The 26,984-nt window shown below is 68.3% G+C and carries 25 protein-coding genes; 12 read left to right on the top strand and 13 right to left on the bottom strand.

The window, feature by feature from the left end; genetic code table 11:
- Positions 1-9: 9 nt before the first annotated feature.
- The gene (locus U4Z64_RS01120; RefSeq protein ID WP_321809463.1) at positions 10-876 is read left to right on the top strand and encodes a CPBP family intramembrane glutamic endopeptidase; all 867 of its coding nucleotides are present in this window, start codon (positions 10-12) and stop codon (positions 874-876) included.
- Positions 877-919: 43 nt separating this feature from the next.
- On the opposite strand, the gene U4Z64_RS01115 is transcribed toward U4Z64_RS01120, so the two are convergent.
- From U4Z64_RS01115 to U4Z64_RS01095, 5 genes are all read right to left on the bottom strand, one after another.
- Positions 920-1,900 carry an aldo/keto reductase gene (locus U4Z64_RS01115; protein ID WP_321818984.1) on the bottom strand — a complete coding sequence of 327 codons (981 nt, stop codon included), beginning with the start codon at positions 1,898-1,900 and terminating at the stop codon, positions 920-922.
- A 316-nt stretch (positions 1,901-2,216) separates the two neighbouring features.
- Positions 2,217-2,891, bottom strand: a complete 675-nt coding sequence (locus U4Z64_RS01110) for a MarC family protein (protein WP_044843309.1) — start codon at positions 2,889-2,891, stop codon at positions 2,217-2,219.
- 120 nt (positions 2,892-3,011) lie between these two features.
- On the bottom strand, positions 3,012-3,812 hold the full coding sequence (locus U4Z64_RS01105; RefSeq protein ID WP_321818983.1) for an enoyl-CoA hydratase-related protein: 801 nt from the start codon (positions 3,810-3,812) through the stop codon (positions 3,012-3,014).
- 41 nt (positions 3,813-3,853) lie between these two features.
- Entirely contained in the window at positions 3,854-5,176 is a 1,323-nt protein-coding gene (paaK, locus tag U4Z64_RS01100) for a phenylacetate--CoA ligase PaaK (protein WP_321818982.1), read from the bottom strand.
- 59 nt (positions 5,177-5,235) lie between these two features.
- Positions 5,236-6,789: a 3-hydroxyacyl-CoA dehydrogenase gene (locus U4Z64_RS01095; RefSeq protein WP_321818981.1), complete on the bottom strand. Its 1,554-nt coding sequence runs from the start codon at positions 6,787-6,789 to the stop codon at positions 5,236-5,238.
- Positions 6,790-7,331: 542 nt separating this feature from the next.
- On the opposite strand from U4Z64_RS01095, the gene U4Z64_RS01090 reads away from it, so the two are divergent.
- Positions 7,332-8,420, top strand: coding sequence for an ionic transporter y4hA (locus tag U4Z64_RS01090; protein ID WP_321795945.1), 1,089 nt, complete (start codon positions 7,332-7,334; stop codon positions 8,418-8,420).
- Positions 8,421-8,602: 182 nt separating this feature from the next.
- Here the strand turns inward: U4Z64_RS01090 and U4Z64_RS01085 are convergent, their stop codons facing one another.
- Positions 8,603-9,736 (bottom strand): LysM peptidoglycan-binding domain-containing protein, encoded by a 1,134-nt coding sequence (locus tag U4Z64_RS01085; RefSeq protein WP_321818980.1) that lies wholly within the window; start codon positions 9,734-9,736, stop codon positions 8,603-8,605.
- A gap of 20 nt (positions 9,737-9,756) precedes the next feature.
- Positions 9,757-10,527, bottom strand: a complete 771-nt coding sequence (locus U4Z64_RS01080; protein WP_321818979.1) for a hypothetical protein — start codon at positions 10,525-10,527, stop codon at positions 9,757-9,759.
- Between the two features lie 12 nt (positions 10,528-10,539).
- Here U4Z64_RS01080 and U4Z64_RS01075 point away from each other — a divergent pair, with 12 nt between their 5' ends.
- The gene (locus U4Z64_RS01075) at positions 10,540-10,824 is read left to right on the top strand and encodes a hypothetical protein (RefSeq protein ID WP_321818978.1); all 285 of its coding nucleotides are present in this window, start codon (positions 10,540-10,542) and stop codon (positions 10,822-10,824) included.
- A gap of 297 nt (positions 10,825-11,121) precedes the next feature.
- Here the strand turns inward: U4Z64_RS01075 and U4Z64_RS01070 are convergent, their stop codons facing one another.
- A complete protein-coding gene (locus tag U4Z64_RS01070; protein ID WP_044843301.1) occupies positions 11,122-12,030 on the bottom strand; it encodes a LysR substrate-binding domain-containing protein in 909 nt (302 codons plus the stop codon).
- A gap of 113 nt (positions 12,031-12,143) precedes the next feature.
- On the opposite strand from U4Z64_RS01070, the gene U4Z64_RS01065 reads away from it, so the two are divergent.
- Entirely contained in the window at positions 12,144-13,082 is a 939-nt protein-coding gene (locus tag U4Z64_RS01065) for a 2-hydroxyacid dehydrogenase (RefSeq protein ID WP_044843300.1), read from the top strand.
- 74 nt (positions 13,083-13,156) lie between these two features.
- Positions 13,157-14,542 (top strand): MFS transporter, encoded by a 1,386-nt coding sequence (locus U4Z64_RS01060; RefSeq protein WP_321818977.1) that lies wholly within the window; start codon positions 13,157-13,159, stop codon positions 14,540-14,542.
- A gap of 33 nt (positions 14,543-14,575) precedes the next feature.
- On the opposite strand, the gene U4Z64_RS01055 is transcribed toward U4Z64_RS01060, so the two are convergent.
- Positions 14,576-15,544, bottom strand: a complete 969-nt coding sequence (locus U4Z64_RS01055; protein WP_044843298.1) for a LysR family transcriptional regulator — start codon at positions 15,542-15,544, stop codon at positions 14,576-14,578.
- A gap of 367 nt (positions 15,545-15,911) precedes the next feature.
- Here U4Z64_RS01055 and U4Z64_RS01050 point away from each other — a divergent pair, with 367 nt between their 5' ends.
- From U4Z64_RS01050 to U4Z64_RS01035, 4 genes are all read left to right on the top strand, one after another.
- Positions 15,912-17,087: an HPP family protein gene (locus U4Z64_RS01050; protein ID WP_321818976.1), complete on the top strand. Its 1,176-nt coding sequence runs from the start codon at positions 15,912-15,914 to the stop codon at positions 17,085-17,087.
- A 116-nt stretch (positions 17,088-17,203) separates the two neighbouring features.
- The gene (locus U4Z64_RS01045) at positions 17,204-17,617 is read left to right on the top strand and encodes a MarR family winged helix-turn-helix transcriptional regulator (RefSeq protein WP_124484609.1); all 414 of its coding nucleotides are present in this window, start codon (positions 17,204-17,206) and stop codon (positions 17,615-17,617) included.
- A 30-nt stretch (positions 17,618-17,647) separates the two neighbouring features.
- Positions 17,648-19,435: a chloride channel protein gene (locus U4Z64_RS01040; protein WP_321818975.1), complete on the top strand. Its 1,788-nt coding sequence runs from the start codon at positions 17,648-17,650 to the stop codon at positions 19,433-19,435.
- Positions 19,436-19,926: 491 nt separating this feature from the next.
- Positions 19,927-20,259, top strand: a complete 333-nt coding sequence (locus U4Z64_RS01035) for a hypothetical protein (RefSeq protein ID WP_185643516.1) — start codon at positions 19,927-19,929, stop codon at positions 20,257-20,259.
- A 114-nt stretch (positions 20,260-20,373) separates the two neighbouring features.
- Here the strand turns inward: U4Z64_RS01035 and U4Z64_RS01030 are convergent, their stop codons facing one another.
- Both U4Z64_RS01030 and U4Z64_RS01025 read right to left on the bottom strand, forming a co-directional pair.
- Positions 20,374-20,694, bottom strand: coding sequence for a pyrimidine/purine nucleoside phosphorylase (locus tag U4Z64_RS01030; protein ID WP_006478890.1), 321 nt, complete (start codon positions 20,692-20,694; stop codon positions 20,374-20,376).
- A gap of 163 nt (positions 20,695-20,857) precedes the next feature.
- Positions 20,858-21,760 (bottom strand): LysR substrate-binding domain-containing protein, encoded by a 903-nt coding sequence (locus tag U4Z64_RS01025; RefSeq protein ID WP_044843294.1) that lies wholly within the window; start codon positions 21,758-21,760, stop codon positions 20,858-20,860.
- Positions 21,761-21,958: 198 nt separating this feature from the next.
- On the opposite strand from U4Z64_RS01025, the gene U4Z64_RS01020 reads away from it, so the two are divergent.
- From U4Z64_RS01020 to U4Z64_RS01010, 3 genes are all read left to right on the top strand, one after another.
- Complete coding sequence (locus tag U4Z64_RS01020; protein ID WP_321818974.1) at positions 21,959-23,143, top strand: M20 aminoacylase family protein; 1,185 nt, start codon at positions 21,959-21,961, stop codon at positions 23,141-23,143.
- A 43-nt stretch (positions 23,144-23,186) separates the two neighbouring features.
- Positions 23,187-24,506, top strand: coding sequence for an MFS transporter (locus U4Z64_RS01015; protein WP_044843292.1), 1,320 nt, complete (start codon positions 23,187-23,189; stop codon positions 24,504-24,506).
- Positions 24,507-24,748: 242 nt separating this feature from the next.
- The gene (locus U4Z64_RS01010; RefSeq protein ID WP_321818973.1) at positions 24,749-25,291 is read left to right on the top strand and encodes an isochorismatase family protein; all 543 of its coding nucleotides are present in this window, start codon (positions 24,749-24,751) and stop codon (positions 25,289-25,291) included.
- Between the two features lie 94 nt (positions 25,292-25,385).
- Here U4Z64_RS01010 and U4Z64_RS01005 read toward each other — a convergent pair whose 3' ends face one another.
- Positions 25,386-26,489 carry a porin gene (locus U4Z64_RS01005; protein ID WP_321818972.1) on the bottom strand — a complete coding sequence of 368 codons (1,104 nt, stop codon included), beginning with the start codon at positions 26,487-26,489 and terminating at the stop codon, positions 25,386-25,388.
- Between the two features lie 67 nt (positions 26,490-26,556).
- Positions 26,557-26,976: a DoxX family protein gene (locus U4Z64_RS01000; protein WP_124572176.1), complete on the bottom strand. Its 420-nt coding sequence runs from the start codon at positions 26,974-26,976 to the stop codon at positions 26,557-26,559.
- Positions 26,977-26,984: the final 8 nt, after the last annotated feature.

Raw genomic sequence — 26,984 nt, 5'->3', positions numbered from 1 at the left:
CATCGCCCCATGTCTCTCTCGCTTCTCCCGTGTGCCACGATCTGGCTCGCACTGTTCGCGGCCGCCGCGTTCGCGTGGCAGCGCCCGCTGCATGGCCTGAGCATCGCCGTTGCCGCGCTCGGCTATGCCGGCGCGCTGGCGTTCGGCAAGCTCGAACCGATCGTGCTCGCGCCGCTCGCGCTGCTCGCGGCCGCCGCCTGGGGCGTCGCGCCGGGCCGCCCGCTCGCGATGCGGATCGTCGCGCACGTCGTGTTTGCCGCGCTCGCGATCGCGCTGAGCCTGCACCTGCTTCCCGGCTTCCACAATCCGCGCGTGATCGAGCCGACGCGTTTCACGCCGGATGCCGTGCCGTTCACGATGTACCTGAATTTCGACAAGCCGCTCGTCGGCCTGTGGCTGCTGTGGGCGCTGCCGTGGGTGGCGCCGGACGTCCCGCCGGCACGCGCGCTGCGCACCGGCGCCGTGGCGGCCGTCGCGACGGCGGCGGCCTGCCTGGCCGGCGCGCTCGCGTTCGGCATGGTCGGCTGGGCGCCGAAATGGCCGGCGTCGGGCTGGATGTGGCTCGTCAACAACGTGCTGCTCGTCACGCTCGCCGAGGAAGCGCTGTTCCGCGGCTACGTGCAAGGCGGGCTCACGCGCGTGCTCGGCCGGTTCGGCTGGGGGCCGTGGGCCGCGCTCGCGATCGGCGCGGGGCTGTTCGGCGCCGCGCACGCGGCCGGCGGCTGGCCCTGGATCGTGCTCGGCACGGTGGCCGGCATCGGCTACGGCCTCGCATGGCGGCGCGGCGGCCTGCTCGCATCCGCGCTCGCGCATGCGGGGCTGAACGTGATCCACTTCGCGCTGTTCACCTACCCGATGCTCGCCGCCGCACGCTGAACGCCGCACGCGGCGGCATCCCGCCGGTTTCGCGCGGTCGAACTCAGTTGAAGCCGGCTACCGCGTGCGGCACGTAAGGGCCTTCGAGCGTCGCGATTTCATCGTCCGTCAGCTTCAGCTGCAGCGCGCCGAGCGCATCGTCCAGATGATGCGGCTTCGAGATGCCGACGATCGGCGCGGTGACGCCGCGCTTGTGCGCGACCCATGCGAGCGCGACCTGCGCACGCGGCACGTTGCGTGCGGCGGCGATCGCCGCGACGGCCTCGACGACCGCGCGATCGGCACCGGCCGTCGCGTCGTACATCCTCTGACCGACCTCGTCGCTCTGCTGCCGGCCGGACGACTCGTCCCAGTTGCGCGTCAGCCGGCCGCGCGCGAGCGGGCTCCACGGAATCACCGCGATGCCTTCGGCCTCGCACAGCGGCAGCATTTCCCGTTCTTCCTCGCGATACAGCAGGTTCAGGTGGTTCTGCATGCTGACGAAGCGGGTCCAGCCGTTCTGCTTCGACGTATACAGCGCCTTCGCGAACTGCCACGCGAACATCGACGACGCACCGATGTAGCGCGCCTTGCCGGCCTTCACGACGTCGTGCAGCGCCTCGAGCGTCTCCTCGATCGGCGTGCCGTAGTCCCAGCGGTGGATCTGGTACAGGTCGACGTAGTCGGTGCCGAGCCGCTTCAGGCTCTGGTCGATGTCCGTCATGATCGCCTTGCGCGACAATCCCGCGCCGTTCGGCCCGGGGCGCATCCGGTAGAACACCTTGGTCGCGATCACGACGTCGTCGCGCTTCGCGAAGTCGCGCAACGCACGGCCGACGATCTCCTCGGACGTGCCGTCCGAATACATGTTCGCGGTATCGAAGAAATTGATGCCGGACTCGATCGCGCGCTGGATGATCGGGCGGCTTTCCGCTTCCGGCAGCGTCCACGGGTGGGTGCCGCGCGACGGCTCGCCGAACGTCATGCAGCCCAGCACCAGCTTCGACACGTCCATCCCGGTCGACCCGAATTTCACGTATTCCATCGCTCGCCTCGTCATTGAAGTGGGGTTGCGGCCGGATGCGCGGCCCGGTTCGGTGCACCGGGTACGAACGCCGTGCACTGCATCGGCCAGACGTCGCATGGTATCGCGCAGCGCGCGAACGCGTAGTCGACGCGACGGCCTGCTGCGGCCGGGTCGCCCAGGAACGCCGACGCGCCGGAACCGCAGCCCAATCCCACTCGAGCAAGGCTTCGACGGCGCACACCGACGCGCCACGCAGCATCCATGGTCAGAATACGTGGTGCCGCGCCGGCTGCCGCTCGACGAACGAACGGATTACTCGCGAACGACGAACGGCTTACTTGATCTGGTCGGCGAGCGGCTGCAGGAATTCGGAGAAGCCGGTCAGCATGATCTGCACGCCGATGCACAGCAGCAGGAATGCCGACACGCGCTTCGCGACCTTGGTGCCTTCGGTGCCGAGATAGCGGGAGAGCAGCGCGGCACGGCTGTAGGTCAGCCAGATCACGACCGCGACGAGCGCCGACACCGAGATCGACACGATGCTCGACAGCATGAATTCCGACAGCTTGTGCGTGCGGTTCGCGTTCAGCGCGATCGCGGTGGCGATCGAGCCGGGGCCGACGGTCAGCGGCACGGTCAGCGGGAAGAACGCGCGGGTCATGATCGCGTTCGCATCGATCGGCTTGATCGGCGTATCGCCGCCGCCCGCCGGCCCGTCCGGCTCGTTCAGCATCTGCCAGCCCGCGACGGCGACCGCGAAGCCGCCGCCGATCCGCAGCGCTTCCATCGAGATCCCGAAGAAATGCAGCACCGGCGTGCCGGCGAAGAACGCGACCAGCAACACGATGAACGCGTTGAACGCCACCTTCTTCGCGAGCAGGTTGCGCTCGTGCTCGGTCAGCGCCTCGGTGCGTTCGAGAAACAGGAACGCGATGCCGATCGGATTGATGATGCCGATCAGGCCGGTAAAGCCGAACAGGATCTCGGAGATAAGGCGATTGACGATCATCGGGTGCGAAGAAGCGGTCGGGGCTGGGCCGGCGGCGCGCCGGGGGTCACGCATTGTAGAGCAAGCGCCCGCGCCCGAGACGCAAATCGCGCCCCGGGCCCGGCGGCCCGCGCCGCCGCCTTATTCGGCGCCCGGCTCCCAGGCCGGCGGCCGCTTCGCGAAGAACGCGGCGAAGCCCTCCTTCGCTTCCGGCGTCGCCCGCACGCGGGAGATCGTCTGCGCGGTGAACGCCGCGCGTTCGTCCGACGGCGGGTACTCGCCGATCGCGTCGAAAAAGCGCTTGATCTCCATCAGTGCGTTCGGGCCGTTGCGGCTCAGCTCGGCGAGCGTCTTGTCGAGTGCGGCGTCGAGCGCGTCGAGCGGCACGGCCTGGTGGATCAGCCCGATCGCGGCGGCTTCGGCGGCCGCGAGTTGCGTCGCGGTCAGCGCGAGCCGGCGCGCCTGGCGCTGACCGACCGCCTCGACCAGATACGGGCCGATCACCGACGGCAGGATCCCGAAGCGGGCCTCGCTGACCGAAAAGCGCGCGTGATCGCTCGCGATCACGATGTCGCAGGCCGCGCACAGGCCGACGCCGCCGCCGAACGCGTGGCCCTGCACGCGCGCGACCGTCGGCTTCGGGCACTGCCGGATCGCTCGCATCATCGCGGCGAACCGCTCGGCGTCGCGCAGGTTCGCGGCCGCGTCGTTCGCGCTCGCGCGCTGCATCCACTGCAGGTCGGCGCCCGCGCAGAACGCGCGACCGTCCGAGCGCAGCACGATCGCGCGCACGTCGTCGCGCCGGCCGAGCGTCGTGAACGCGTCGGTCAGCTCGGCGATCATCGTCTCGTCGAACGCGTTGAGCACGTCGCCGCGCTGCAGCGCGACAGTCGCGATGCCGCGCGCATCGACGCCAACGGCCAGGGTTTTCAATCCATCCATCGAACAGGTTTCCTCGGGGTAGAAACAGGGAACGGCGAAACTCAGGCGGCCTGCCGGCGGTCGATCACGCGCCGGGCCTTGCCGGTCGCGCTCGCGGGAATGCCGCCCGCGGCGAGCACCGTCACCCCGGCCGACACGCCGATCATCGTCTTGATCCGGTGCTGCAGCTCGCGCGCGATCGCCGCGCGCTCGGCGTCGGTCACGCACGCGACGGCCTCGGAGCGCAGCTCGACCGCGAGATCCAGCCGGTCCATGTGGCCGTCGCGCGAAAGCGTGATCTGGAACTGCCCCGACAGCTTCGTCTGCGCGACGACGATTTCCTCGATCTGGCTCGGGAACACGTTCACGCCGCGCACGATCAGCATGTCGTCGGAGCGGCCCGTGATCTTCGCGAGCCGGCGCATCGTGCGCGCGGTCGGCGGCAGCAGCGCGGTGAGGTCGCGCGTGCGGTAGCGGATCATCGGCATCGCCTCCTTCGTCAGCGACGTGAACACGAGCTCGCCCTCGCTGCCGTCCGGCAGCACTTCGCCGGTCACGGGGTCGATGATCTCCGGATAGAAATGGTCTTCCCAGATCACCGGGCCGTCCTTCGTCTCGACGCATTCGCACGCGACGCCCGGGCCCATCACTTCCGACAGCCCGTAGATGTCGAGCGCGTCGATGCCCACGCGCGTCTCCACTTCGTCGCGCAGCGCCTGCGTCCACGGCTCCGCGCCGAAGATGCCGATCTTCAGCGACGACTCGGCCGGGTCCATGCCCTGCCGCACCATCTCGTCGATCAGGTTCAGCATGTACGACGGCGTGACGAGGATGATCTTCGGCTCGAAATCGCGGATCAGCTGCACCTGCTTTTCAGTCTGCCCGCCCGACATCGGCACGACCATGCAGCCGAGCCGCTCCGCGCCGTAGTGAATCCCGAGGCCGCCCGTGAAGAGCCCGTAGCCGAATGCGTTGTGCAGCGTGTCGCCCGGGCGGCCGCCGGCCGCGCGGATCGAACGCGCGGTCACGTTCGCCCACGTGTCGATGTCGCGCGCGGTGTAGCCGACCACGGTCGGCTTGCCGGTCGTGCCGCTCGACGCATGCACGCGCACGACCTGCTCGCGGGGCACTGCGAAGAGGCCGAACGGATAGTTGTCGCGCAGGTCGTGCTTGGTCGAGAACGGGAATTTCGCGAGATCGGCGAGCGTCTTCAGGTCGTCCGGATGCACGCCCGCCGCGTCGAACGTGCGGCGATAGTGCGGGACGTTGTCGTACGCGTGGCGCAGCGACCACTTGAGGCGCTCGAGCTGCAGCGCCTGCAGTTCGTCGCGGCTGGCGGTCTCGATCGGCTCGAGGGCGGCGGCGGGGTGCGTCGGGTGAGTCATCGGGGTGCTCCTCCAGTGGAGTGATGTCGTTATCGTGATCGGGGTGACGGGGCCGGCGGCTAGCGGAACGTGCGGCCGGCCGCGTGCAGCGCGGCGATGCGCGGCGACACGCGATAGCGGTCCTCGCCGTAGCTCGCCGCCAGGTTCGACAGCACGCGAAACACGCGACCGATGCCGATCGCATCGGCCCACGCGAGCGGGCCGCACGGGTAGTTCACGCCCTTCTCCATCGCGAGATCGAGATCGGCGGGCGAGCACACGCCCTGGTTCACCGTGTCGGCCGCCTCGTTCGCGAGCATCGCGACGGTGCGCATCGCGACCATGCCCGGCACGTCGGCGATGCCGACGACGCGAAAACCCGCTTGCTGGAACAGCCCGACCGCATCCGCATAGGCAGCGTCGCTGCACTGCAGCGCGCGCGTCAGCGCGACGAGCCCGGCCTGCGCGTAATCGCGCGCGAGATCGACGAGCACGAGGTCGGCCACGCCGGTTTGCGCGGCGCGCATGGTCGCGGTGCGGCCGTCGGTCAGCGCGATCGACGCGCGGCCGGCCACGGCGAGCAGTTCGTCGGCATGCGCGCCGTTCTGCCGCGCGAGCGCGATGCGTTCGACAACGCGGGCATGCAGCGCGGCGGCCGGGCCGTCCTGCGCGAACAGCACGACGTCGGCCGGCGCATCGCACGGCGGTTCGAACTCGGGCGCGGGCGGCGTCGCGCCGTCCGCATACGAATAGAAGCCGCGGCCCGACTTGCGCCCGAGGAAGCCCGCGTTCACGAGTTCCTGCTGGATCAGCGACGGCGTATAGCGCGGATCGTTGAAGTACGCGCGGAACACCGACTCGGTCACGGCGAAGTTCACGTCGTGGCCGATCAGGTCCATCAGCTCGAACGGCCCCATCCGGAAGCCGCCGGCGTCACGCATCACCGCATCGATCGAGGCCGGCGTGCCGCCCTGCTCGTTCAGCACGCGCAGCGCCTCCGCGTAATACGGCCGCGCGACGCGATTCACGATGAAGCCGGGCGTCGACTTCGCCAGCACCGGCCGCTTGCCCCACGCGGCGGCCGTGTCGTAGAGCGCCTGTGCGACGTCCGGTGCGGTCGCGAGCCCGCTGACCACCTCGACGAGCGCCATCAGCGGCGCCGGATTGAAGAAATGCAGGCCGGCCACGCGCTGCGGCGCACGCAGCCCGGCCGCGATCGACGTGATCGAGATCGACGACGTGTTGGTCGCCAGCACGCAGCTGTCGTCGACATGGCGTTCGAGCGTCGCGAAGATCTCGCGCTTCACGTCGAGCCGCTCGGCCGCCGCCTCGACGATCAGCGCGGCGCCCGTGAAGTCGGCCAGCGCGCGCACCGCGCGAATCCGGCTGCCGGCCGCGTCGGCCTGGGCCGGTTCCATCCGGCCCTTTTCCGCGAGCCGTGCGAACTGCGCGCGGATGCCGGCCAGCGCCTTGTCGCATGCGGCTTCGTTCAGGTCGTACAGCAGCACCGCATGACCGGCCGCCGCGGCCACCTGCGCGATGCCCGCGCCCATCGCGCCCGCGCCGATCACGCCGACGACCGCCGACGGCGCCAGCGCGCCCGAATTCACCGAATGTGCAGAAGAAACAGCCATCGCTTGCGATCCGTCATGAAGTGGAAGTGCGAGCGATTATAAACCGACCGGTCGGTAAATTTATGTCAGGGCGAGCCCGAATTTGTCGTGCAAGAGACCGTTACGAAAAGCGCAAGAACAAAAAATCGAACGATCGGGGCACTTTTTTGAAACCGAAAGGTCAATGAAAGCGTCCGATTATGAGATAGTGTCCCCCGAACGCCTGATAAAATTCGACAAATCGCCGGATTTCAGGGGGAAACCGCGTGTCACGCCGCTGCCGTCCACCGCCTGCCGTCCTTTCGGGGTCGGACTCGCGCCACCCGCCTGTCGTGACGTACCCGCGCCCCGCCCTCGGCACCCGGTCGCATCGAACCGTTTCATCCAGCGACGGGCTTCGGCCCGCCCGCGCCCCTCGCCGCTTCACGGCGGCGAATCCAGGGCAGCACGGCTCCGCGCTGCCGCCCATCAGCATCATCGTCCACGTTCGGCGGATCATCCGGCCGGGCTTCGTCAACCCGTGACGGCGCGTCGCGCGCCGCCACTCGCATAGGAAACCGTCCATGCCGCTCTCGTCCAACCAGCTCCCGCGCTGGACCCTCGTCGCCCCGCTTGCCGCGTGGCTGGTACTCGCGCTGTCGCGCGTCGTGCCGGCCGAAGGCCTCGTCATCGCCGTGTTCGCCGCCGCCCTCGCCGGCGCCGTGTTCGCCGCCGTCCACCATGCCGAAGTCGTCGCGCACCGCGTCGGCGAGCCGTTCGGCACGCTCGTGCTGGCGGTCGCCGTGACCGTCATCGAGGTCGCGCTGATCGTGTCGGTGATGCTCGGCGCCGGCCCCGAGAAATCGGGCCTCGCGCGCGATACCGTGTTCGCCGCGGTGATGATCATCTGCAACGGCATCGTCGGCCTGTGCCTGCTGGTCGGGGCGTGGAAGCATGGCGAGCAGGATTTCCAGGGGCGCGGCGCGAGCAAGGCGCTCGCGGTGCTCGCGTCGCTGTCGGTGCTGTCGCTCGTGATGCCGAACTACCTGAACGCCGCGCCGGGCCCGTTCTTTTCGAAATCGCAGCTTGCGTTCGCCGGCGTGTCGTCGCTCGTGCTGTACGGCGCATTCGTATTCGTGCAAACCGTGCGCCACCGCGACTACTTCCTCACCGAGCACGACAGCGCGAACGAATCAGTGCATGCGGCGCCGCCGAGCGGCCGAACCGCGCTGATCAGCCTCGTACTGCTGTTCGTGAGCCTCGTCGCGGTCGTGCTGCTCGCGAAGCTGCTGTCGCCTGCCGTCGAGCATGCGGTGATGAAGCTCGGCGCGCCGGAAGCGGCGGTCGGTATCGTGATCGCCGCGCTGGTGCTGCTGCCCGAAGGGCTCGCGGCCGTCACCGCCGCGCGGGCGAATCGCCTGCAGACCAGCATGAACCTCGCGCTCGGTTCGGCGCTCGCGAGCATCGGGCTCACGATCCCGACCGTCGCGGCCGTGTTCATCTGGGTCGGCCAGCCGCTCACGCTCGGCATCGGCGCGATGGAAACCGTGCTGCTGTCGCTGACGCTGCTCGTCAGCACGCTGACGCTCAGCCAGGGACGCACGACGGTGCTGCACGGCGTCGTGCATCTGTCGCTGTTCGCGGCGTACCTGTTCCTGTCGGTCACGCACTGATGCAAACGGCGCGGGGCCCGGCGGATCCTCTCCGCCGGGGCCCGCGCGCCGCTCACCTTCCTCCGCTCCACCTTCCTCCGCTCCACCTTCCTCCGCTCCACCTTCCTCCGCTCCACCTTCCTCCGCTCCACCTTCCTCCGCTCCACCTTCCTTCGCTTCACCTTCTTCGCTTCACACCGCCGCTACCGGACCGGAATCACCAGATGCTGGCCGGCCAGGATCAGGTTCGGGTTCGCGAGGTTGTTGCGACGCTGGATCTCGCGATAGCGCTGGCCGCTGCCGAGCTTGCTCGCCGCGATCAGGTCCAGCGTGTCGCCGGCCTTCACCACGTACGTATGCTCGCCGGACGCGGCCGCGGTCGTCATCGTCTGGTCGCTGACGAAGTACTTGCGCAGCAGGTCCAGATACTGCGGCGACTGCTTGAGCTTCGCGATCGCGGCGTTCAGGTAGATCAGCAGGTCCTGGTCGTCGGCGCGCACGCCGATCTTGTACGCGATGTTCGAGCCGTCGAGCTTGGTCACCGCGAACTTCAGGTCGGTCCCCTTGATCGAGCTGACCGCGAACGGATAGTCGTAGACGAACGCGTCGACCGCACGGCCGTCGAGGCTCTTCGCGATGAATGCCGGATCGGAATCGTCGATCTCGACGAAACGGACGTTCGGATACTGGCGCGTGACGAACGCACGCACGTCCGGGTCGCCCTTCAGGATGCCGACCGTCTTGCCGGCCAGATCGTCCGCCGAGCGGATCGCTGAGCCTTGCCGCACGATCAGCGAATAGCCGAAATCGTCGACGTACGGCACCGAGTAGACGACGCCCGCCGGCGTGTTGTCCGGGAACGTCAGCCCGTCCATCGCGACGTCGACGACATGATTGCCCTTCGCATCGGTGTCGAGCAGTTGCTTCGGCACGCCCGGATACGTGTCGACTTCGTGACGCGTATCGACGACGATCGGCTTGCCGCCGCGCGAGAACGACGGATCGGCGAACAGCAGCCGCGCGAATTCGACGTTGAAGCCGTGCGGCGCGCCCTTGTCCTCGCCGAAGAACGGCTCGCTCGGGTTCTGCACCGAGACCCGCACGATGCCGTTTTCCGCGATCGATTTCAGCGTGTCGGCCTGCGGCGTGAAGCCGGCCGGCAGCACGTTGCCCGACCCCGAAGGCGGCGCGGGCTGGCCTGCGCCGGCCGACTGCGCGGAGGTCGCGCCAGGCGCCGCGTCGTGCGCGGGAATCAGTGTCGATAGGCCGCCCTGGTGGACGATCCATACGCCGACGAGCACCACCAGGAACACGACTGCACCGAGAAGTTTTTTCATGGTTGCGTGCCTGCGGAAAGTTATTGTTGTTTCGACGGCAATGCGGCGGCCCGTGCCGCATCGGGGCCGGGCACGGGGGTGCCGTTCATCACCGCCTGCTGTTGCGCCTGCTTGACCTCGGGGTTGTCCAGCAGCGACGTCTCCATTTCGGAGAACGCCTTGTTCACCGAGCGCATCACCGAATCGACGGCCACGTCGGTCTTGATCTGCTCGAACGTATCGGCCGTCTGCCGGCCCGCGAGCTTGTTCATGTGCTGCGCCGCCTGCGACATGTCCCACATCGCCTTCGCGCGGTCGATCGCCGATGCGAAATTCTTCAGCTCGACCTGCACCTGCTTGTAGCGGCCTTCGCGGAACGCGAGCAGCTGCTTCATCGTGTCGAGCTGCGCGCGAAAGCGTGGCGCGTCGTCCGGATACTGCTTCTCGAACAGCTCGGTCTTGTCCTCGAAGTTCTTCACTTCGGTGCGGAACGCGGTGATGCTGTCCGCGAATTTCTGCGCCGCGTGGCGCTTTTCCGCGAGCTGGTTGATCAGCGTCTCGATCGGATTCGCCTGTGCTTCCTCGACGATCATCTTCACCTTCTGGTTCGCGAACTTCATCGCGACGACCGGCGCGAAATAGATCGCCCCGAGGCCGATCACGGCCGCGGTGACCAGCGCGATCACCCCCTTCAGGATGAACAGCGCGGCCGGTGCCGCGATCGCGACGCCGGCGATGATGATCGCCCATTTGATCAGCCTTGCCTTGCCACTCCCCGAACTGCCGTTTGCTTCATTCGAAAGCTGCGACATGAGTTTCTCTCCTTGAACCTCGAACTGAACTGCGTGCGTGTGCTACGTCATGCTCAATCGAAATGCTTCGGACTCCAGTGGCGCCGCGCGCGCGGGGCGGTCGGCGCCACGATGCGTGGACGCGTGGCGGCGGCGTCACGAGACACCGGTGCAGGCGTCATGCGCGATACGGTATTCGGGTGCGGCGGGCTGGCGCGCGACACGGCGGCGCCGATCGGCACCGTTCATCGGCGCGGCCAGCGCGCGAACGGGAAAGTGTACCGACGCACGGTACGAAACGGGATGACGGATACGTGACGCGACGGGCGTCGGGAGGATCGTGGTTCCGGCGGGCCGGTGGCTGCGGCGCCGGGATTCCGGTACGAGTGCGTGAAGGCTCATCGTTGTTCTTGTGCGCGTCGCTGATGCGGGAACGCGCGGCCAGCGCGCCCCGCTCCAAATGCACGCACGTATCCTGCGCCGACCGGCATGCAGCGTCAAGCGATCGGCGCGGTGCGTTGCCTTTCGCGAGCGCAAGCGTGCACGACGCGTCAGCTTTCGGAACGGTAAGGATGTTGCCGACGCAGCGATTCGCCGCGCTCGGTCCGACTGCCTCTAAACGACGCCGCCGTCCGTCCCTTCCGTCAGAAACTGCTCGACCATCGCGTTGAACACCGGCAGCGCCGGATTGTCGTTGTCCGCGCGCCACGCGAGATACAGCTCCGCCGCGACGTCGACGTCCGCAAGCGGCCGGAACACCACGCCGTCCACATGCAGCTCGCGCGCCGACGCCGGCACCAGCGCCGCACCCAGCCCGGCGCGCACCAGACCGAGGATCGTATGCGTCTGCCCAACGTAATGCAGGTAGTTCGGCAAGCGCCCGGCGCCGGCGAACATCCCTGAGATCATGTCGTGGAAGTACTTGCCTTCGTTCGGCGAATACGCGATGAACGGCTGGCGGTCGAGCTGGTCCGGGCCGATCCGCTCGTACGCGGCCAGCGGCGCGCCCTGCGCGACCGCGACGAGCATCGGCTCGCGTTGCACGAGCCGGTATTCGAGCGGATGGCGCGCCGCGCGCTGGCGCACGAAGCCCGCATCGAGCATGCGCGACGCCAGCGCGTCGATCTGCACCGTCGACACCATTTCACGCAGTTCGACGTCGACGTCGGGCAGCGCGTGCGCCGCATGCGCGAGCAGCGCCGGAATCATCCGGTACGCGCTGACGGCCGTGAAGCCGAGCGTGATGCGGCCGGCCCCGCCATGCGCGACGCGCTGCGCGGCCTGTTCGGCCCGCGCGGAAAACTCGAGGATGTGCCGTGCGTCGCGCAAGAAGCGCTCGCCGGCCGCGGTCAGCCTGACCTGCCGGCTGCTGCGTTCGAGCAGCGCGATGCCGAGCGCGTGCTCGAGCAACTGGATCTGCCGGCTGAGCGGCGGCTGCGTCATGAAGAGCCGCCTGGCCGCGCGCCCGAAATGCAGTTCCTCGGCCACGGCGACGAAGCAGCGAAGCTGGTTCAGTTCAATCATTCAAATCTTGAATCAATTGATAGCGTCTTGATGTTAGACCGATATCGATTCGATTCCTATACTCGGTTGCACCTGATGCGCGGCCCGCGCCGCGCACGCCGACCGAGACCCTCATGACCATCGACCTTCTGCTCACCCAGCCGCTTCCCGACACCATCGACGCCGAACTGTCCGCCCGCTACGCGGTGCATCGGCTGTATGCGGCCGACCAGCCCGACGCGCTGCTCGATCGCGTCGCATCGCGCATCCGCGGCGTCGTCACGGGCGGCGCGAACGGGTTGCCGGCCGCGTTGATGGCGCGGCTGAGCGCGCTCGAGATCATCGCGATCAACGGCATCGGCACCGACGCCGTCGATCTCGAGCTCGCCCGCGCACGCGGCATTCACGTGACGACGACGCCCGACGTGCTGACCGACGACGTCGCCGACATGGCGCTGGGGCTGATCCTGATGACGCTGCGCGACCTCGGCGCCGGCGAGCGCATCGTGCGCGCCGGCCGCTGGGGCAAGGCGGCGCAGCCGCTCGCGACGCAGGTGACGGGCAAGCGGCTCGGCATCGTCGGCCTTGGCCGCGTAGGACGTGCGATCGCGCAGCGCGCGCAGGCGTTCCGGATGCCGGTCAGCTATTTCGGCCCGCGCGAACACCGCGACAGCGGCTATCGCTACGTGCCCGACCTCGCCGCGCTCGCGCGCGACAGCGACGTGCTCGTGCTCGCGGCGTCCGCCGATCACGGCAACGTGCTCGTGACCGCCGACGTGCTCGCCGCGCTCGGCAGCAAAGGATTCCTGATCAACGTCGCGCGCGGCAAGCTCGTCGACGAAGCCGCGCTCGTGCGCGCGCTCGCAGACGGCACGATCGCCGGCGCGGGGCTCGACGTGTTCGCCGACGAACCGCGCGTGCCGGCCGCGCTGCTCGAACTCGAGCGCGTCGTCGTGCAGCCGCACCGCGCGAGCGCCACGCACGAGACACGCGAACGAATGGGCCGGATCGTGCTCGCCAACCTCGCCGCGTGCTTCGCGGGCCAGCGGCCGCCGACGAGCGTTACAGGCTGACCGCCGCACGCCCCTCCCCGACCAAGACAACATCCAATGAAACGCCTCCGCACGACGGAGGCCAGGAGACTCGCATGCCCAATCGATCCAGCGGCGGCGCAGCCGTCGCCGCCTCTTCCACCTCTCCCGCCTCATCCGCCGCGTCGCGCACGATCGGCCGCGTCCGTTACACGGTCCTCGCGCTGATCTTCGCCGTCACCGTCGTCAACTATGCGGACCGCGCGACGATGTCGATCGCCGGTACCGGCGTCGCGCACGCCCTCGGTCTCACGCCCATGCAGCTCGGCATCGTGTTTTCGGCGTTCGCGTGGGCCTATGCGCTCGGCCAGATCCCGGGCGGCTGGCTGCTCGACCGTTTCGGCGCGCGCCGCGTGTATGGCCTGAGCTTGCTGCTGTGGTCGATCTTCACGATGCTGCAGGGCACGGTCGGCTGGTTCGCCGTGCAGGGGGCGGCCGCGACGCTCGCGCTGTTCGCGATGCGCTTCATGCTCGGCCTCGTCGAATCGCCGGCGTTCCCGGCCAATTCGCGGATCGTCGCGTGCTGGTTTCCGACCGCGGAGCGCGGCACCGCATCCGCACTGTTCAACTCCGCGCAGTACATGGCCGTCGTGCTGTTCACGCCCGCGATGGCGTGGCTCACGCATGCGCTCGGTTGGGAACACGTGTTCCTGTGGATGGGGATGCTCGGTGTCGCGCTGTCGGCGCTCTGGTTCGCGTGGTATCGCGAGCCGCACGGCCATCCGCGCGTGAGCGACGCCGAGCGCGACTACCTGCGCGCGCACGGTGCGCTCGTCGATCTCGAAGCGAACCGCGTCCGCGAGCGCTCGCGCCTATCGTGGCGCGACGCGTCGCAGCTGTTCCGCCACCGCAACCTGTGGGCGATCTACATCGGCCAGTACTGCATCACCGCGCTCACCTACTTCTTCATCACGTGGTTCCCGATCTACCTGATCAAGGGGCGCGGGATGACGATCATGGAAGCCGGCTGGGTGGCCGCGCTGCCGGCGCTCTGCGGCTTCACGGGCGGCGTGCTCGGCGGCGTGCTGTCGGACTGGCTGATCCGGCGCGGCGTGCATCCGTCGCGCGCCCGCAAGACGCCGTTCGTCGTCGGGATGGCGCTGGCGACGCTGCTCGTGCTCGCGAACGGCGCGTCGTCGAATGCCGTCGTGATCGCGCTGATGACGATCGCGTTCTTCGGCAAGGGGCTCGCGGCGGTCGGCTGGGCCGTGCTCGCCGACACCGCGCCCGAAGGGATGGTCGGCCTGAGCGGCGGCGTGTTCAACGGTCTCGGCAACCTCGCGGGGATCGTCACGCCGCTCGTGATCGGCTACTTCGTCGCGCACACGGGCTCGTTCGCGGGCGCACTGTGGTTCGTCGCCGCGCACGGGCTGCTCGGCATCGCCGCCTACGCGTGGCTCGCCGGCCGCTTCGAACGGATTCGCGTCACGCCGGACGCGTGATACCGGGCGCCGCCGGGCGTGCGACCGGCGGCATCAGGCGCGCTGGCGGCTGCCCGGCATCGGCTCGACCGCAAGCCGGTCGAGTTCGCGCAGGTCGTTCTCCAGCGCGGGCGTGAGCGTCGTGCGCAGATGGTCGAGGAAGGTGCGGATCTTCGCATCGAGATAGCGCCGCGTCGCATAGACCGCGTACACGCTGACGGTCTGCAACCGATACTCGGGCAGCACGCGGATCAGGCGCCCCGCGCGCAGGTCGTCGAGCACCGTATACAGCGCGACGCACGCGATGCCGCGCCCCGCCCGCACCGCGACGCACAGCGCATCCGGCACGTTGACCTGGAACGGTGCCGGCTGCAGTTCGTAGACCGTCTCCTCGCCGTCGTCGCGCTCGAGCCGCCACTCGCTGGCCGGCGATGCCGGCGTATCGAGGCGCAGGCACACGTGGTTCGGCAGGTCGTCGGGCGTCTTCGGCGTGCCGTGCCGCGCGAGATATTCGCGCGATGCGACCAGCACGCTGCAACTGGTGCCGCAGGTCTGCGCGACGTAGCCGGAATCGGGCAGCTGCGACGCGGTCACGATCGACACGTCGTAGCCTTCCTCGACGAGGTTCGGCATCCGTTGCGCGAGCGTCAACTCGACCGACACGTCCGGGTTGTCTTCCTGGTAGCGCACGATCGACGACACGACATGACTCTGCCCGAGCCCCGTCATCGCATGGATCCGCATCTTGCCGCTCGGCCGCAGCAGCGCGTTGCGGGCCTCGGCGTTCGCGTAGTCGAATTCGGCGAGGATCGATTTCGCACGCTCGAAGTAGCGCTCGCCGCTTTCGGTGAGGCCGAGATGGCGCGTCGTGCGATGCAGCAGGCGCGTCTGTACGTGGGCTTCGAGGTTCGACACCGCGCGCGACACCTGCGCGGTGGTCGCATCGATTTCTTTGGCGACCGCGGTGAAACTGCCGGCTTCGACAACGCGCACGAACAGGCGCATGTTTTCGAGCATGTCCATTGAATTGGCTTGGGGAGTGTCGGTGGGGAAACGTCGGCGGCGCTCGCGTCAGACGGGAATCGGGGCGTGCGCGCGAACCACGCGCAAGCGATCACCATGCCGGGGAACGGGCGGGAGAGCGGGCATCGCGTGCGTGGTTGTGGCGTATCGGGGGAATTCGGTGGCCCGAATTGTACGCCGCTGCAGACAAATTTGCGCGGTCGCAGGGCCGTCAGGCTTTCATCCGATGAAAGGTTCCTGCAAGACGGATGCGGCGCGCGCAGGCAACGCGTTGATGCAGCGCGACAATTTATATCACGACGCGATATAATTCTCGACGTCCTCGCGCTGCGTCATGCGCATCGTCATGTTTACCGCTCAATCGTCCATGTCGTCAGGCTCCTCCCCGTCGCGCCGCACCTTCCGCCAATGGCTGCACAGCTTCATTCCCCATCCGATGACGCTCGGCTGGCGCGAGCGCATGCGCTCGTGCGCGGGCGCGCTCGTCGGGATCGCGACGGTCGGCGTCACGATGCGGCTGCTGCCCGGCGTGCCGGGCCTCGTGCCGCTGCTCGTCGCGCCGATGGGCGCGTCGGCCGTGCTGCTGTTCGCGGTGCCCGCGAGTCCGCTCGCGCAGCCCTGGTCGATCATCGGCGGCAATCTGGTGGCGGCGACCGTCGGCGTCGCCTGCGCGCAGTGGATCGCCGATCCGATCACGGCCGCCGCGGTCGCGGTCGCCCTCGCGATCGGCGGCATGTTCGCGCTGCGCTGCGTGCACCCGCCGTCGGGCGCGGTCGCGCTGACGGCCGTGCTCGGCGGCCCGGCGATCCACGCGCTCGGCTTGCGCTTCGTGGTCGAGCCGATCGCACTGCAATCGGCGATCCTGCTGTCGGCCGCGCTCGTGTACCACGCGCTGACGGGCCACCGCTATCCGCACGGCGGCGTGCGCCACGACGCGAAGCCGCAAGGCGGCAGCGCCGCGCCGGCACGCGGCGGCTTCACGCGCGCCGATCTCGACGCCGTGCTGAAGCGCCGCGGCGAATGGCTCGACGTCGACCCGGACGACCTCGAAATGCTGCTGCGCGAAACCGAGATGCAAGCCTATGCGCGCACGTTCGGCCGGCTCACGTGCGCCGACCTGATGACGAAGAACGCGATCGAAGTCGCGCCGTCGACGTCGGTCACGGCCGCGCTGACGCTGCTCGACCGCCATCGCGTGAAGGCGCTGCCCGTCGTGGACGGCAGCGATCGCCTGGTCGGCATCGTCACGCGCGCCGACCTCACGCGCCCATTGCGCCGCCCGGTCCCGCTGTGGCGGCGGCTGGCCGCGCGGCTGCCGCAATCGTTCGGCGGCCGGCCGCCCAGCGTCGCGACCGTGATGACCCGCGACGTCGCATCCGTGCCGCAGACCATGTCGATCACCGCGCTGGTGCCGCTGTTTACGCATTCGGGCCATCACCACATCCCGGTCGTCGACGCATCGCGCCGGCTCGTCGGCATCATCACGCAGACGGATCTCGTCACCGGCCTGTACCGCCAGACGCAGATGCTCGAGGCAGCGTAACGCGGACGCTCAACGGGCCGACGACAGCGCAATGTATCCATTTCGCCGAAATTCGGCCATTTATATCATATTGTGATATATTTCGCGTTACCGAAACTGCTGCCCGACCGACCGCAATGACCGATACCCGACGCGCGCTGACCAAAAGCGATTTCCAGCAACTGTCCGAGTTCCGCTACCAGATGCGCCGTTTCGAGCGCTTCTCCGAACGCGCCGCGCAAAGCGAAGGCGTGACGCCGCTGCAGTACCTGCTGCTGCTGCACATCAAGGGCTATCCGCACCGCGAATGGGCCACCATCGGCGAACTCGCGGAACGCCTGCAGGCGCAGCATCACGGCGTCGTTGCGCTGGTGACGCGCTGCGAGGCGCTCGGGCTCGTGAAGCGCAAGACGAGCGAAGCGGACCGCCGGCAGGTCGAGGTCCACCTCGAGGAAGCCGGCGAGACGCTGCTCGCCCACCTCGCGGCCATGCATCGCGCGGAACTGAAATCGCTCAAGGGCACGTTCCAAGTTCCGCAGATCAATAACTGACCCTGGCTTTACCGACCTATCCTCACGCCGATGAACGCACCACACAAACGCGACTTCTCGACCAACGAACGCCTGCCCAGGATCGCGTTGCTCGCTGCCGGGATCGGCTTGCTCGGCACGCTGGCGGCGTTCGTGCTGTCGAGCCTGATCCACCTGTTCACGAACCTGTTCTTCTTCCAGCAGTTTTCGTTCGCCGACCGTTCGCCCGCGCACCACACGCTCGGCGCATGGGTGATCGTCGTGCCGGTGATCGGCGGGCTGATCGTCGGGCTGATGGCGCGCTTCGGTTCGGAGAAGATCCGCGGCCACGGCATTCCCGAAGCGATCGAGGCGATCCTGTTCGGCAAGAGCCGCATGTCGCCGAAGGTCGCGATCCTCAAGCCGCTGTCGTCGGGTGTCGTGATCGGCAGCGGCGGCCCGTTCGGCGCCGAAGGCCCGATCATCATGACGGGCGGCGCGCTCGGCTCGCTGATCGCGCAATGCGTGCACGTGACCGCCGCCGAGCGCAAGACGCTGCTCGTCGCGGGCGCGGCCGCCGGCATGACCGCCGTGTTCGGCACGCCGGTCGCCGCCGTGCTGCTCGCGGTCGAACTGCTGCTGTTCGAATGGCGTCCGCGCAGTTTCCTGCCGGTCGCGCTCGCCTGCGCGGTCGCCGGTTTCGCCCGCGCCGTGTTGTTCGGAGTCGACCCGCTGTTTGCGCTGACCACGGCGCCGCCGACGCCCGTCGCGCTGCTGTCGTGCATCGTCGCGGGCCTGCTGTCGGGTGCGCTCGCGTGCGGCCTGTCGGCCGCGCTGTACCGCGTCGAGGACACCTTCGCGAAGCTGCCGGTGCACTGGATGTGGTGGCCGGCGCTCGGCGCGATCGTGATCGGCATCGGCGGCTGGCTCGAGCCGCGCGCGCTCGGCGTCGGCTACGACGTGATCGGCGACCTGCTGCACCAGCACATCGCGCTGAAGATCGCACTCGCACTGTTGACCGTGAAGGCCGTGATGTGGGTGATCGCGCTCGGCTCCGGCACGTCCGGCGGTGTACTCGCCCCGCTGCTGATGCTCGGCGCGGGCCTCGGCACCGTGCTGTCGCCGGTGCTGCCCGGCGGCGATCCGGCGCTGTGGCCGCTCGTCTGCATGGCCGCGACGCTCGGCGCCACGCTCGGTGCGCCGCTGACCGCGATCGTGTTCGCGTTCGGCCTCACGCACGACGCGAACGCGCTGCTGCCGCTGCTCGCGGCGACGCTCGTCGCGCACGGCTTCGCGACCGTCGTGATGAAGCGTTCGATCATGACGGAAAAGATCGCGCGCCGCGGTTACCACATCTACCGGGAATACGGCGTCGATCCGCTCGAACGCCATGACGTGGCCGAGGTGATGACGCCGGCCGACGATCTCGTCTCGATCGACGGCGCCACGACGCTCGACGCCGTCGAGTCGCAGTACTTCGGCGCGAAGCAGACGCACCGTGCGTACCCCGTCGTGCAGAACGGCCGCCTGCTCGGTCTCGTCGATCGCGCGACGCTCGACGCGCAGCGTGCGCAAGCCGGTCCCGGCGCGGCGCTCGCGAACGCATTCATCGATCGTGCGCCGCCCGTCGCGCACGCGCACGAAACGTGCCGCGTGGTCGCGTCGCGGCTCGCGATGCTCGGCCTCGAACGCCTGCCGGTCGTCGACGATCCGCAATCGCTGCGCATCATCGGCATCGTGTCGCGCAGCGATCTCGTCAAGCCCGCGCTCCAGCACTTCGACGACGAACACAAGCGCGAACGCTTCCGCCCGGTCGTACCGGTCAACCTGCGCGACGCCGGTGCGCGCAAGGCCAGCTGATACGTACCGCGCGCTTCACCGTCCCCCGCCGTTCCGGATCGGCGCGCACCCTGCGCGCCGGTTCGCATTCCGCCGCGTCGGCGTTTAAACTTGGTTGACAATTCATCGGACGAAAGTTTGTCATCATGGTGCTCATGCGACGGGGCCACCCTTTCAGCCATTCCACTTCGTCATCCAATAAAGAAGCGTCGCGGCGCGACATCCGGATACATGCAGCACGCCGCGGCCGTCAATCCGCCACACCACAGGGCAGCGAGCCGACCTCACGACGCATGACGTCGTCGCCGCGTCCCCGCCTCCACGCGGGCCGTGCGCGACCCATGCCGCATCGCAACAGAACGGACAGCATCCGGATTGTCGTTTGGCAAGCGTGTTAACAACTTGTTTCGGAATCGCCGGAACCGCATTTGTCCGATGCAATCTCACAAGAACGCAGTTCAAGTTCTGCTGCGCATCCCGCTCAATCAATCACGACTCGAGGGAGATAAAACGTGAACGTGAAATACTTACCGCTCATCGCATTGACCGTGGCAATTTCCGCACACGCAGCCGATCCGGCCATGCAGAACGTGGGGCAAAGCCAGAAGTCCGCGGAGGACGTGTCGGCGTGCATCGCAAAGACCTGGGCCGACAAGTCGCAGCAACAGGTGGTCACGCAGAACGTGCTCGCCAACGGCCTCGCGACCGATGTCTACGTACCGGGCCAGCAACCGCCGAACGGCGCGGCCGCGATGGTTCGTCCGGCGTCGAAGCCGGGCGCGAAGACGTGGGTCGGCATGCGTGGCGACGCCGCTTCCGCGGGCGACATCAACGCCTGCCTGTAAGCTCCGCGCCGGACGGCAGCGCGCCGTCCGAATACGAGAAAGCCCCGCTTCGGCGGGGCTTTCTGCTTTCAGCGCGCCGGCCGCGCGCATGCGCTGCGGCCGGTGCTCATGCGCTTACAGGTAGCTGCAGACGTAGTCGAGCGTCTCGAGCACTTCGATGTCGAAGCGGCTCTTGCCCGGCACCGAGAACGACTCGCCGGCGCCGTAGGTTTGCCATTCGCTGCTGCCGTCGAGCTTCACGCGGCACTTGCCGGCCTGCACTTCCATCAATTCGGGCGCGTCCGTGCCGAAGTTGAGCGCGCACGGCAGGATCACGCCGAGCGTCTTGCGCGTGCCGTCCGGGAAGAGCACGGTATGCGACACGCACTTGCCGTCGAAATAGACGTTCGCGCGCTTGACGACCGATACGTTGTCGAATTGGGTTGCACTGGTCATGTGATGCCTCTGATTGCTGGATGCCGGATGGCGTGTTGTCGGAAGCCGGCCGGAACGGCGGGCCGGCCGCTATGATACCGGCTCGCGGCGAGCGCGCCGCGAGCGGGAATGGTCCGCGGTGCGCGGCAGATGTTCAGGATCACTACGCGATGCATTGCCCGACTCATCGGAGCCCCTTGCGCCGCGCGGAATCGCGCAGGCAGTCGAGCAGCATCGACGCGGCCGGCGTGAGCGGGCTGTCGCGACGCGTGACGACCTGCACGGACACGCCGGGCAGCCGCTCGCGGATCGGCAGCACCGCGAGCTGGTCGCGCGCCCACTCGCCCTGCAGCAGCTGTTCGGGCATCGACGCGATCAGGTCGCAGCCCGTCATCAGGCTGTGCGCGAGCCCGAAGCTCGGGCATTCGACGACCCGCTGCGGCACCGGCAGCCCGTACGCGACGAACGAGTTGAACAGCACCTGGGTCGAGCTTTCCGGCGACGGATTCATCAGCCAGTCGGCCTCGACGAGATCGGCCAGCGACGTGGCCGATGCGAGCGGATGCCCCTTGCGCGCGACGATCAGCGATCGGCTCGCATAGAGTTCCGCGTGGTCGAACTCGGCCGCCAGCAGTTCGGGCACGACGACGGCGACCGCGAAATCGAGCGAGCCGTCGTGCAGCCGCGGCAGCGCGACGCCGGGAAACCCTTCGATCAGATTGACGCGCGCGACCGGAAAGCGCCGCCGGAACGCGCGAAACGCGTCGGGCAGGATCGTCACCGCCGCGGCCGGCGTGATCGCCGCCGCGACCGAGCCCGTCATCGCGCCCTGCGCCTGCTCGATATCGTCGCGCGCCCGCTGCATCTCGGCGACGATCAGCCGCGCGCGCACCTGCAGCTGCTGGCCGAACGCGGTGAGTTGCACGCCGCGCGCGGTGCGCACGACGAGCGACACGCCGAGCGCGATCTCCAGCTCCTTGACCGCCTTCGTCAGCGCCGCCGGCGACACGTTCAGGCGCCGCGCGGCCGCGCGGATGCTCCCTTCGTCCGCGACGGTGACGAACGCTTTCAGCTGATGGTATTTCATGGCGGCATGCGTGATTCGTGGAAACCCGACGCCCGGCCACGCGCAGCGGATCAGGGTATTCCCGAGCGGCAACCGGTGGTGAGCACCAAAGCAATTTAGCAGCTTCTGGTACCCGACAGAAATTTATATGCTTGGCCGTCATATGTGCGTCAAACGCCCACCGGCCCCACCTGCCTCACCTGCTCCACAGGAGACACCATGCTGCAAGCCGTGAACCCCGTCATCCCCGGCATCTCCGCGATCGCTCCCGACCTGATCGACGTGCGCCGCCGCATCCACGCGCATCCGGAGCTCGCGTTCGAGGAAACGCTGACCAGCGATCTCGTCGCCGAGTTGCTCACGGGGTGGGGCTATGAAGTGCATCGCGGCATCGGCAAGACGGGCGTCGTCGGCGTGCTGCGCGAAGGACAAGGCACGCGCACCGTCGGCCTGCGCGCCGACATGGACGCGCTGCCGCTCGCCGAAGCCACCGGCCTGCCGTACGCGAGCCGCCACGCAAACAAGATGCATGCATGCGGTCATGACGGCCACACCGCGATGCTGCTGTGCGCGGCGCGCCACCTCGCCGCCACGCGCCAGTTCTCCGGCACGCTGAACCTGATCTTCCAGCCGGCCGAGGAAAACTTCGGCGGCGCGAAATCGATGATGGACGACGGCCTGTTCGAGCGCTTCCCGTGCGACGCGATCTTCGCGATCCACAACATGCCGGGCCGCGCCGCCGGCGACATGGCGTTCCGCGCCGGTGCCGCGATGGCGTCGGCCGACCGCGTGACGATCACGCTGCGCGGCGTCGGCGGACACGGCGCGATGCCGCACTTCGCGCGCGACCCGATGTCGGCCGCGGGCAGCATCATGGTCGCGCTGCAGACGATCGTCGCGCGCGAGGTCGATGCGCAGCATGCGGCCGTGATCACCGTCGGCAGCGTGCAGGCCGGCGAGACTTTCAACATCATTCCGGAAACCGTCGTGATGAAGCTGTCGGTGCGCGCGCTGGACGCCGACGTGCGCGCGCTGCTCGCACGCCGGATCGAGGCGCTCGCGAAGGGCCAGGCGGAAAGCTTCGGCATCACGGCGGAAGTCGACTACGACTACGGCTATCCGGTCCTCGTGAACCACCCCGAACCGACCGCATTCGCGGCCGACATCGCCCGCCAGATGCTCGGCGCCGATCGCGTGGAAACCGAAGCCGCGCCGCTGATGGGCAGCGAGGACTTCGCCTACATGCTCGAAGCACGCCCCGGCTGCTATGCGTTCATCGGCAACGGCATCGGCAGCAAGGGCGGCTGCATGGTGCACAACCCCGGCTACGACTTCAACGACGACATCCTCGCGATCGGCGCGAGTTACTGGGTCCGCGTCGCCGAAGCCTGGCTCGCGGCCTGACGGCCCTTCATCACGCAGTTCCGCGCCTTAGCAGGGGAACCTCATGGAAACGTCCGCCCTTCCGTTCGCCGGCTCGCCGGCCGATGCCCGCGCCGCCGCGAAGAAACGCCGCCTGATCGCGGCCGCCGCGGTCGGCAACGCGCTCGAGTTCTACGACTTCACGGTCTACAGCTTCTTCGCGATCCTGATCGGCAAGCTGTTCTTCCCGGTGCATTCGTCGTTCGGGCAATTGATGCTCGCGGTCGCGAGCTTCGGCGTCGGCTTCGTCACACGCCCGCTCGGCGGCCTCGTGATCGGCATGTACGCCGACCGCGCCGGCCGCAAGAAGGCGATGATCCTGACGCTGTTGCTGATGGCGCTCGGCACCGCGACGATCGCGATCGCGCCGACCTTCGCGCAGATCGGCCTCGCCGCGCCGCTGCTGCTCGTGCTTGCGCGCCTGTTGCAAGGGTTTGCATCGGGTGGCGAAGTCGGCGCGTCAACGACGCTGCTGCTCGAACAGGCGCCGCAGCATCGCCGCGGCTTCTACGCATCGTTCCAGTTCTCGAGCCAGGGGCTCGCGGCGCTCGCCGGGGCGCTCACCGGCGTCGCGCTGACGTCGACGCTCAACGCCGCGCAGCTCGAGAGCTGGGGCTGGCGCGTGCCGTTCATCATCGGCACGCTGTTCGTGCCGCTCGGCTACTGGCTGCGCCGCACCGTCGAGGAAGTGCCGGCCGCCACGCCGGCCGCCGCGCACGACGAACCCGTCGCGTCGCTGCCGCTCGCCGACGTGCTGCGCCATCACGGCAAGGCCGTGTTCGCCGGTCTCGGCGTGACGATCGGCGGCACGTCGATCCACTACATCATCGTGTTCTACATGGCGATCTACGGCGTGCAGGTGCTGCATCTGCCGACCTGGCTGTCGATGACGGCCGGCTGCGTCGCCGGCGCGATCCTGATGCTCGTGACGCCGATCGGCGGGCACCTGTCCGATGTGTTCGGCCGCAACCGGATCGTCTGGTGGACGCGCATCGTGCTGATGGCCGCGATCTATCCCGCGTTCATCGCGCTGAACCGCTGGCCGGGCGCCGCGTCGCTGCTGTCGATCATCGCCGCGCTGTCGATCGTGCACGCGATCAACATCGGCGCGACGGGTGCGATGCTCGGCGAGCTGTTTCCGCGGGCGGTGCGGGCGACTGGCGGCGCGCTCGTGTACAGCGTGGGCGTCGCGATCTTCGGCGGCTTCGCGCAGTTCTTCGTCACGTGGCTGATCGCGGCGACCGGCAATCCGAATGCGCCCGCGTGGTATGCGATCGGCTGCGGCGTGCTCACGCTGCTCGCGATTCGCTGCATGGACGAGAAGGCCGGGAAGGCGCTCGATTGAGCGGTGGCGGCGCGGGACGTGCGACACGTCATTGACGCAGCGAACGCGCATCGTGCATGATCGCTCCATGCACGACGCCACGCTCACCCTGTCGACGACCACGCGCACGACCGCCTTCGGCGGGCCCGTGCGGCGAGTGCGCGCAAGGTCGTAGCGCCCTTCACCGATTTCCACAGGCCCCGCCGGTTCCGGACGGGGTCTCGTCGTTTCTCCGTCCGTATCGGCCACTCAGGAGAAACGCGATGTCCGAAGCCCCTTCCCCGAAACGTGCGCTGCTCGTCGTCGACATGCAAGTCGGGTTGTTCCATGGCCCCGATCGTCCGCATGACGGCGAACGCGTGCTGGCCAACGTCAACCGGCTGATTCGCCGCGCGCATGAAGCCGGCGCGCCCGTGTTCGCCGTGCGCCACACCGGCCCGGCGGGTTCGCCGATCGCGCCCGATGCGCCGCTCGCCGCATTGCTGCCGGCGCTCGCGATCGATACGGCACGCGACATCGTGTTCGACAAGACCCGGCCGAGTTGTTTCGCGGGCACACGGCTCGCCGAATGGCTGCACGCGGCCGGGATCGGCGAGATCGTGATTGCGGGGATGAAGACGCAGTACTGCATCGACACGGCGTGCCGCGCGGCCGCCGATCTCGGCTTTCGCGCCGTGCTCGTCGCCGATGCGCATACCTGCATGGATACGCCCGCGTTGCTGGCCGAGCGGATCGTCGCGCATCACAATGCGACGCTCGGCGGGCCGTTCGCGACGTTGACGACGACCGAGGCGTGCGGGTTCTGACCGGCAACGCATACGGCACGCCGCACGCCGGCCCCCGTAAACGCAACAAGGCACGGGCCACCCTCACCCGTGCCTTGCGTGCGCGCCCCCCCGCTCAGAACGTATGCATCATCCCCACATACGCGCCCGTCTGCGACTCGCCCGTCATCGGGCTCGTGCCCGACGTCGCATCGCGCGGCGACGCGAGCAGCGAGAAGTTCGAATTCCCGCCGTTGCGCACGTACGCGACGGTGCCGTACAGGAACGTCCGCTTCGACAGGTTGTACGTCGTGCCGAGCACGTACATGATCGCGTGGCCCGACGGATCGTGCGCCGCGTCGCCGCCGCCATCGCCAACCTTCACGTAATACCCGCCGCCCGTCACCGCCCACTGCGGCGTGGCCGTGTAGGTCGCGCCGAGCCAGTAGTGATCGGCGCGATCGGCGACGCCCGCCGGGCTGTCCGGCGCCTGGTAGTGCGTATACGCGCCCTGGATCTTGAACTTCGACACCTTCACGTTCGCGCCGACGAAATACTCGCGCGACGCGGTGAAGATGTTGCTGAACTTGCCGTTGTTGTCGCGCAGCTCGTCGTAGAGGCCGCGCACGTCGAGCACCGGCGAGTGATACGAGATCATGATCCCGTCCGAGCGGCCGAAGTCGTCGGCCGCGCCGTAGTTGAAGCCGCGCGACTGGTTGCCGAACGCATACTGCGCCTGCACGTCGAAGCCGCCGATCACCGGGCTGTGATATTCGATGTTGTTGCTGCTCTGCTGCCAGTTGCGGCCGCGCACGAGCGATGCAGACGAAAACGCCTGCTGCACGAACGGATCGAATTCCCACACGCCGTCGCTGTCGATGAACAGGTTGCGGCCGGCCTGCAGCTGGCCCCACGTGTCGCTCTTCAGGCCGACATACGCGCGGCGCGACCACATGCGTCCGCCGCCCGTCGTGCCGTTCATCACCTGGAACGCGGTTTCCAGGTTGAAGACCGTCGACATCCCGCCGCCGAGATCCTCGAAGCCCTTCAGGCCGAACATGCTGGTGCCCCAGTCGCCGCCTTCCGCGCTCCAGCGCGTCGAACTGCCGCCGGGCGTCGCGATGTGGTTCAGGTATTCGACGCCGCCGTCGATCCGGCCGTACAGCGTCACGCTCGTCTGCGCGAACGCGGCCGCCGGTGCGGCGGCCACGATCAGCCATGCGAAATGTTTGAGTCGCAAAATGATGCCCCCCCCTCGAAGTCTCGACCGTCCGGCACACGCCCCATGCGCGCACCGGCGTTGCCGTTTACCCGCGATCGATCGAAAAACGCCCGGGGCCCGCCGCGCAAAGCGCGAGCAGGCCGCCCGAGATCGCGATGTTCTTGTAGAAATGAATCATGTTGTCGATCTGCTCGCCGCCCGACATCGTCCAGTAGTGATGGCCGATGAAGCCGGTGCCGATCGTATACAGCGCAAGCAGCAACGCGAGCGGCCGCGTCTGGAAACCGACGAGGAGCGCGATGCCGGCGAACAGCTCCATCACGACGGCGATCGCCGCCGAAATGATCGGCGCCGGCGCGCCCTCGCTTCCCATGAACGCGATCGTGCCGGAGAAGTCGACGATCTTCTTCCAGCCGAACATCACGAACAGGATCACGAGCAGGATCCGGGACAACAGCAGCAGCACATCGCGCTGGGACGCGAGAAACGGTTGATTCGGTGTCATGGTGTGAT

The sequence above is a fragment of the Burkholderia sp. BCC1996 genome, assembly GCF_905339955.1.
Taxonomy (GTDB): domain Bacteria; phylum Pseudomonadota; class Gammaproteobacteria; order Burkholderiales; family Burkholderiaceae; genus Burkholderia.
The sequence above is the reverse complement of the archived record's forward strand: the minus strand, read 5'-3'. Positions and strand labels throughout refer to the sequence as shown.